This is a genomic window from Synechocystis salina LEGE 00031 (assembly GCF_015207985.1).
Taxonomy (GTDB): Bacteria; Cyanobacteriota; Cyanobacteriia; order Cyanobacteriales; family Microcystaceae; genus Synechocystis; species Synechocystis salina.
In genome coordinates this window covers 87,317-94,120 of record NZ_JADEVV010000009.1, presented here as the reverse complement: position 1 = coordinate 94,120, position 6,804 = coordinate 87,317, and the positions used below count along the sequence as shown (strand labels likewise).

General features: G+C 48.8%; 4 protein-coding genes. 1 reads left to right on the top strand and 3 read right to left on the bottom strand.

Going from position 1 to position 6,804, the window contains the following annotated elements:
• Positions 1-2,175 (bottom strand): plasmid replication protein, CyRepA1 family (locus IQ217_RS04905; protein WP_228025686.1); only part of this gene is annotated, 2,175 nt, incomplete at its 3' end.
• 254 nt (positions 2,176-2,429) lie between these two features.
• Between IQ217_RS04905 and IQ217_RS04900 the strand changes: the two genes are divergently transcribed.
• Positions 2,430-5,279, top strand: a complete 2,850-nt coding sequence (locus tag IQ217_RS04900; RefSeq protein ID WP_194019121.1) for a beta strand repeat-containing protein — start codon at positions 2,430-2,432, stop codon at positions 5,277-5,279.
• Positions 5,280-5,360: 81 nt separating this feature from the next.
• On the opposite strand, the gene coaE is transcribed toward IQ217_RS04900, so the two are convergent.
• Together coaE and IQ217_RS04890 are read right to left on the bottom strand one after the other, a co-directional pair.
• Entirely contained in the window at positions 5,361-5,969 is a 609-nt protein-coding gene (gene coaE, locus IQ217_RS04895) for a dephospho-CoA kinase (RefSeq protein ID WP_194019120.1), read from the bottom strand.
• 82 nt (positions 5,970-6,051) lie between these two features.
• Positions 6,052-6,786, bottom strand: coding sequence for a hypothetical protein (locus tag IQ217_RS04890; protein ID WP_194019119.1), 735 nt, complete (start codon positions 6,784-6,786; stop codon positions 6,052-6,054).
• Between the last annotated feature and the right edge of the window lie 18 nt (positions 6,787-6,804).

The window sequence follows — 6,804 nt, the reverse complement described above, 5'->3', positions numbered from 1 at the left end:
AGGTAAAGCCGGGGGCGGCCCCAATAACTGATGCCCTTCCTGGTGTAACAGCCCAAGAATGGATTCCCGATAATTGACCATGGCCAGGTTAATGCGCACCGCCATTTTGGCCCAACAAAGCAAAGATTCCGCCTGGAAACCCGTGTCTAAGTCGTCTAAATTATCCAAGTCAGACTGTTGCAGTAAACGGATATTGACCTCCGTTAAGCGATGACCGGCAGTGAGGAATTTGCTAATGGCCGTAGCTCCATTGCCCACTTGGTTAAAGCCATAGCTAGCGGCCCAGAGATAACGGGGAATATTTTGGCGGATGCGGCCGAGGGATTGGCAAACGGAAGTGGCGGTTTGGATGCCCTGGGCAATACCCCAAACAGAGGTGAAATGGTTCTGCAGGTCAATGCTGACCCCGGTTTCCACTGCGGGACTGCTGAGCACAATGTCATAGTCGGCCAACACCTGATTGAGGTTAGTTAAACTGCCATGGGCTGGATGGTGGGGATCGGAGAGAGATTCGGCGTCAATGCGCAAAATACGGCGATCGGGAAACTGTTTTTTCAGGTAAGCTTCCAGGTTGCGGGTGCCCCAGGCGCTGGTGAGCTTTTGGGCAGATAAACAAACGAACGGTTTACCCCCTTCCCGAATATGGTGTAACAGTTGTTTGACCAGTTGCTTGGGATCGTTTTCGCCAAAGTGATAAATGGGCCAAGCCTCTTCTGCCCCCGGTTGCCAATGGTTACGGATCACATAGGGTTGGAGGGGAATACCGCTCAAACTGATCAAATAATCGAGGGAAACATCGGTTAAGTCCGCATCGGCCACATAAATTTGTCCTTCTCCTTCTAGGCTATGTTGCAGTAGTTGCTTGAGGTTCCGCAAAATAGCCACCCGCTGACGACGGCAGGTGTCGGAATTAAGTCCGTGCCAGAGCACTTGCTCCACTTCGTCGATGATAATCAGGCAATCTTGCCACTGTTCCGGGTCGAACTGGGCTTGGGAGTGGCCGTGGAGGGAGTCGATGCATAGACCAAAACCCCTTTGGCGAGCCAGGGGAGAAGAGGGTAAATCCCCCACGTAGGGCAACTGAAAACGGTGACAGAGTTCTTGTACTAAACGAATGCGGTGGCCAATGACCAGCACTGGCCTGTGTTCAGCCTGGGCCTGGCGGACAATGCGGGCCAGAAATTCGGTTTTGCCTGTGCCCTTTGGCGATCGCAGGGCAATTAATTTTTCTGTAGCGGAAATGGTCAGGGGCGGTAAATAGCGAGCTTCCACTTCCACGCCCCGGTTATGGGTGAGGCGATTGAGCCGGTGGGCTTTCCAAATTTCCAGGGGCAGGGCTTTACTAGCCAACTGTTGCAGATAATCACTGCCCTGGTTAGCAATCACATCATCAATTCCCTTACCAAGGTGGTGCTCCCATTGCAGAACTTTGACTTCACAGCCCTGACGACTGAACAGATAGCCCAACCTTTGAATGGCTAAATTCACCTGCTGGATGGTTTTGGGTTTACTGTCTTGGTCGAAGGCAATCAGAATTTGTCTGCCGGGAGTGGCCAATTTACCCAGGGCCGGAATTAATTGACATTTGCCGATGCGTTGTCCTTGCTCATTCCTAGGAGTGCGGTAACCGTTGTGGACCCCCGGTAAGGCGATCGCCCCGTAGCCCGCCGTGAGCAGAGCCCCGGCTTTTTTTGCCCCTTCTGTAATTACCAGGGGAATTTCTGGATGGCCCATTAACCATTGCCAAAAGCCTAAATCCGGCTGGTCTGGATCTTGATCCTCCGTTGTCAGGGTTACCCCTGCTTTAGTGGCAATCCTTTCCCAAAGATGAAGGGGCACCCGCAGGGCAAAAATTCCTGTGGGGGTTTTGGGGGGATGCTCATATTTAATAGTTTTACTGCTTTCCCCATCCTGTCTCGGGCGATCAGGTTTAAAACACCCCCATAGATCTTTCTCCCCGGACAATAAATCGATGCCAGAACACCACCAGCCCCCCGCGGCGATGTGGGCATAACGTTTCAACAGACCATCACTAACACGGCCATCATTACGACGCTGGATGGCATCGGCATAAAGCAAATGTTGGGCGGGGGCATCCCCCAGCAGGGGAGTAACATTAAGACGGGTCAGTTGGTCATCTACACAACTTTGCCGCCATTCTTGCAAGTGATTCATTCTGCCATCGGTCTTGCCGGAACAAGACTCCATATCTAGTGTGCGGGGAGTCTTATTGTAGGGGCAAAACGCTAAATGTGGTAGCAGCTAAAATGTTCAAATTCTGGCGATTTACCCCCACTGACGGCATAGATCTCGATTTGTTTCTGCGGCACTTAATCTTAGTCCAGTTTTCGCCCCGGCGATCGCCTAATTGGGTTTAGACCTGGAAGGAAAACCGTGTACAGTTAAACAAAGGTTTTGGTATCAAAATTATGGCAAGCTTTACCGTTACGAATCTTAACGATTCTGGCGCTGGTTCCCTACGACAAGCAATTTTAGATGCCAACCTCAACCCTGGCGCTGATGTAATTAGCTTTGCTGTCACTGGTTCGATTAATCTACTTTCTGCCCTGCCGGACATTATCGATACTTTAACCATAGACGGCACCACCGCCCCAGGTTTCGACGGCAATCCCCTAGTAGCGATTAACTTTAACAATAATCCTGGTCTTAAATTTACTAATTTCAATGGCAATAGTGCTGCAGGGTCCCAACTCCTTGGTCTAGGGATTATCGATAGTAGTACTAATGGAGTTACCGTTGAAGTTGATAACATCACTATTCAGGGTAACTATATTGGTGTCGATTTAGATGGCCAGACCGCCAGGGGAAACCAGGGAAATGGCATTTTTCTCGGTACTCAAACGAGCCAACATTTGATTGGTACTACCAGCAGTGTCAGCGGACAGTTTCAGCTTTCCAATGTTATTTCCGGAAACCAAGGCAATGGCATTCGTTTAGCAGGTTCAGCCAACAACCGCATCTCGATGAACTACATCGGGACAGATGTAACTGGACAGATTAAATTGGGCAATGGACTCAATGGTATTCTCGTTACCCAAGGATCTCGTGATAACCTCATTGGTGGTTTTGAAACCGGGGGCAATAATCCCGTGGATGCGGGGCCTTTTGGAGATGGGAGCCCGGTTAAATTCGTTGTTCCTCCCCAGGGAAACTTAATTTCTGGCAATACGGGCAACGGTGTTTCAATTGATCAACAATCGGAATCTAACACCCTAGCGGGGAACTTCATTGGCACTGTGGCTGATGGAAATTCTGCCTTAGGTAATGGAGCTGATGGCGTCGCCATTAACGAAGCTGACAACAACTTTTTGTTAGGAACAACTGTAAATCAAAATCCTTTTGTTTTCTACAACGTTGTCAGTGGTAATGGCGGTAACGGTCTGCGTTTAACCAATGCTGATAATACCATCATCCATGCCAACTTTTTTGGCGCTGGAGCTAATAATGCCACCATTGTTAGCAATGGTTTAAACGGTGTGATGGTGGAGGGAACTTCCCGCGATACTCGGTTCGGGAGCATAATTCCCTTGGGTAATGTAACTTCCGGTAATACCCTCAACGGTGTGGAAGTAAAAGACGAAGTTACCGGGTTTACCTCCTTCAATACCTTCAGTGGCCTATTTGCTTTTAGTACTATTGCTCCAAACGGTCAAGACGGCATTTTAATTACTTCCACCGGGGGCAATAATACCCTGCGAACCAATGCGTTTTCCGGTAATGTTCGCCATGGGATTCATCTTACGGGGAACGCTACGGGAGTAACAATTGATCCGAATATTGCTGGCACTAGTACTTTTGGCGAGAGTCCATTACCCAACGGTGGCCATGGTGTTTTGATCGGTGGCAATGCTAACAACAACTTCATTGGTGGTTTTCAAAGCCAAACCCCTTCTGCCCTCCCCATTAATCTTTTTTCCGCCAATAAGGGTTACGGTTTAGTCATTGGTGATCGGGCTCATAATAATACTGTTATTAATTCACAGATAGGAGGGGGATTTAATACTGATTCACCTCTTGGCAATGGTTTAGGAGGTTTGTTAATTACCGATCAAGCTTTCAACAATATTATTGGAGGTGCACCCAGCCCAGAGTTGCCCGATAATGATCCCCAGGTAATCGCCATAAATAATAATGGCTTTGGTTTTACCGTCAACACAACGGGCACCGGCAACCAATTAATTGATAATTTTTCCCAAGGCAATGACAGCGACGGATTCGCCATTGTCGGCAGTGGGGGTAACAATTTAACCGGGAATGAATCCCAAACCAACCAGGGCTATGGCTACAGCTTTCTCAATAGTCCTTCCACAAACAACACATTTAATAATAATCAAGGGGTAGATAATAATTTAGGCGAAACCCAAATTGCCAATGGCTGGATTAACGGTTTAGTCAGTCAAGCAGTGGGAGCCAATAGTTTTTCCTTAACCCAAACTACCGATTTAACTGTGGCCCGTACCGATAGCGCCGGTGGCACTTTTACCTTTGGCTTAACCAACGGCACTGTTAGTCTCACTGTGCTTAGTGATGCCCAAGCTAGTAGCGCCAATGTTTTGACGGTGGACAAAGTGTACTCCGATGATCCGAGCAGTAATTGGTTCACTTCTGAAGGGCAGGCCTTTGGTACCACGGCAGTGCAATCCATTGACACTGGCACCTGGACTCCCTTTGCCCAGGATAGTAGCGGTAACCAATTGGCCTTGGCCAGCTTATCAGTGGAAGGAAATAATGCCACAGCCACCTTTGCCGGGGGCATAACTGCTAGTTTTAGCTTACCCAATACAGGCACTAATACTAATTTTGCCGGGCAATCGGCGCCCCTCACTGTCCGTCGTCTGGCGGGCAATGAAAACGGACTGGCTTTCTATCGCACTGACGATTTAACTGGGGCAGTCAATGGCCTATTGCCGGGGCAGAGTGGTTACTTAGCCGCCGCTTTTACCCAGGCCCAAAATGAAGGTTTAGTGTTCTCGGCGGCCCAATTGCCAGCTTTTCAGGGCACCCAGGGCTTTGCCTTAGGACTCGACTCCACTGCCAACTATGGTGTTCTCTTATTACCCCAGGACAACATTAACGCCGCCTTTAGTTCCTATTCCAATGCCAATCCAGGAGGAGCGGCTCAATTCCAAACCTTTGGCAGTATGGGGGGCAGGCTTACCATTGGCATTGAAGATATCGCCGTCAATTCCGGCTTGTCAGACCGGGATTACAATGACTTAATTTTGACTTTGGCCGCTGATAATATTGGCGTAATTTAGCGGGAGCCAACCTGAAAGAAGGCCTGGCCAGTGTCAATTTTTGGGGCACTCTTGCAATATCAATCTGTTGAGGATGCCCGTTTAAAATAATAATCGCCAGGCCTCTACAATTTGTGATTCTAAGTCAGCAATTTGTCCAGAGTTATCCAGCACCATATCCGCTTGGGCAATTTTTTCCGCTAAAGGCATCTGAATAGCAATGCGGGCCAAAGCCTGTGCCTCCGTCAAACCGTTGCGCTGAATTAATCTTTCTATTTGCTGCGCCGGGCCACAGGTAACTACCCAAATTTCTGTCACCCAATGCGTTAACTGGGCTTCAAACAATAGGGGGATACTCAATACCACCGTTTGCTCCTGTTCTAATTGGGCTAGGGCGGACTGAAAACATTGTTTAACAAAGGGATGAATTTGGGATTCCAGCCATTGTTTTTCCTGGGCATTATTGAAAATAATTTCCCCCAGGGCTTGCCGATTCAGATGCCCCTGTTGATCGACAATCTCCGGACCGTAACGCCTGGCGATCGCCAAGAGAATTTTAGAACCAGATGCCACTGCTTGGCGGGCATAAAGGTCGGCGTCAAGGATGGGAACGCCATACTTTTGGTTTAAAAAGTCTGAGACGGTACTTTTTCCCGTGGCAATGCCCCCTGTCAAACCGATTAATCGCTGTTGAGGGGGCTTGGTATCCATGGATAGAGTATGGTCAACAAAAACTTTTGCAGCTTAATCTGCCCCTGTCGGAGTTGCGGAACTCCCCAAGAGCCATGGTGAATTAACCAAAAACCGTTTGGGGCTGTTGCTCAGCCAAGAATTTTTCGTGGACAATAGCCCGAAATGTATCCAAGTCAGATTGCCATGCTTCAATGTACTGTTTGGCCACATTGACCCGTTCCTGGGGGTTGGGATTGTTCAAGCTGTAGTTAAAATTACCCGCAAACAACAACGCACTCACCGCCTGGCGATCGGGAATCTGCAAAGTCGCCTGGTTAACTTTAAGGTTAAATTGACAGCCTTCCAAAAGATAGGTGAATTCCACCGCCGCCTGCACAGGGGCCTTGCCCAAATCTTGCCAGGAACCGGATGCCAGTAGGGTACCAGTGATGAACTTCCGGGCACCGTCATTTTGATCCGGCAGGGGAATTAAGCATTTGGGGGTTACCACCACACCGTTATATTGGGCATTGGGTAATTTTTCGACAAAGGCACTGGCGACTTTACCCACGGTTATCACTTCCGCCGTTTTATCGTTCATCCCTTCTAAAAACGTCAGGGAACGGGGCTGGGCCACAATGCTGAGTCCATTCTTAAACACCAATTGGGAGCCAGCTTTACTCACCACCGGCTGTTGGTTCAACTCCCATTCGTTGGGCACAATGCCACTGAACTTCAAAAATTGTTCATTGACTAGGCTTGGGTCTAGCTCCTTGACAGCAATGCTGATGGAAATTTCCAGGATTTCATTGGGGAGGGTGACAGGTTCTTGGGAAGTGGGAATTACAGTGGACATTAATTTTGCTCGACAATT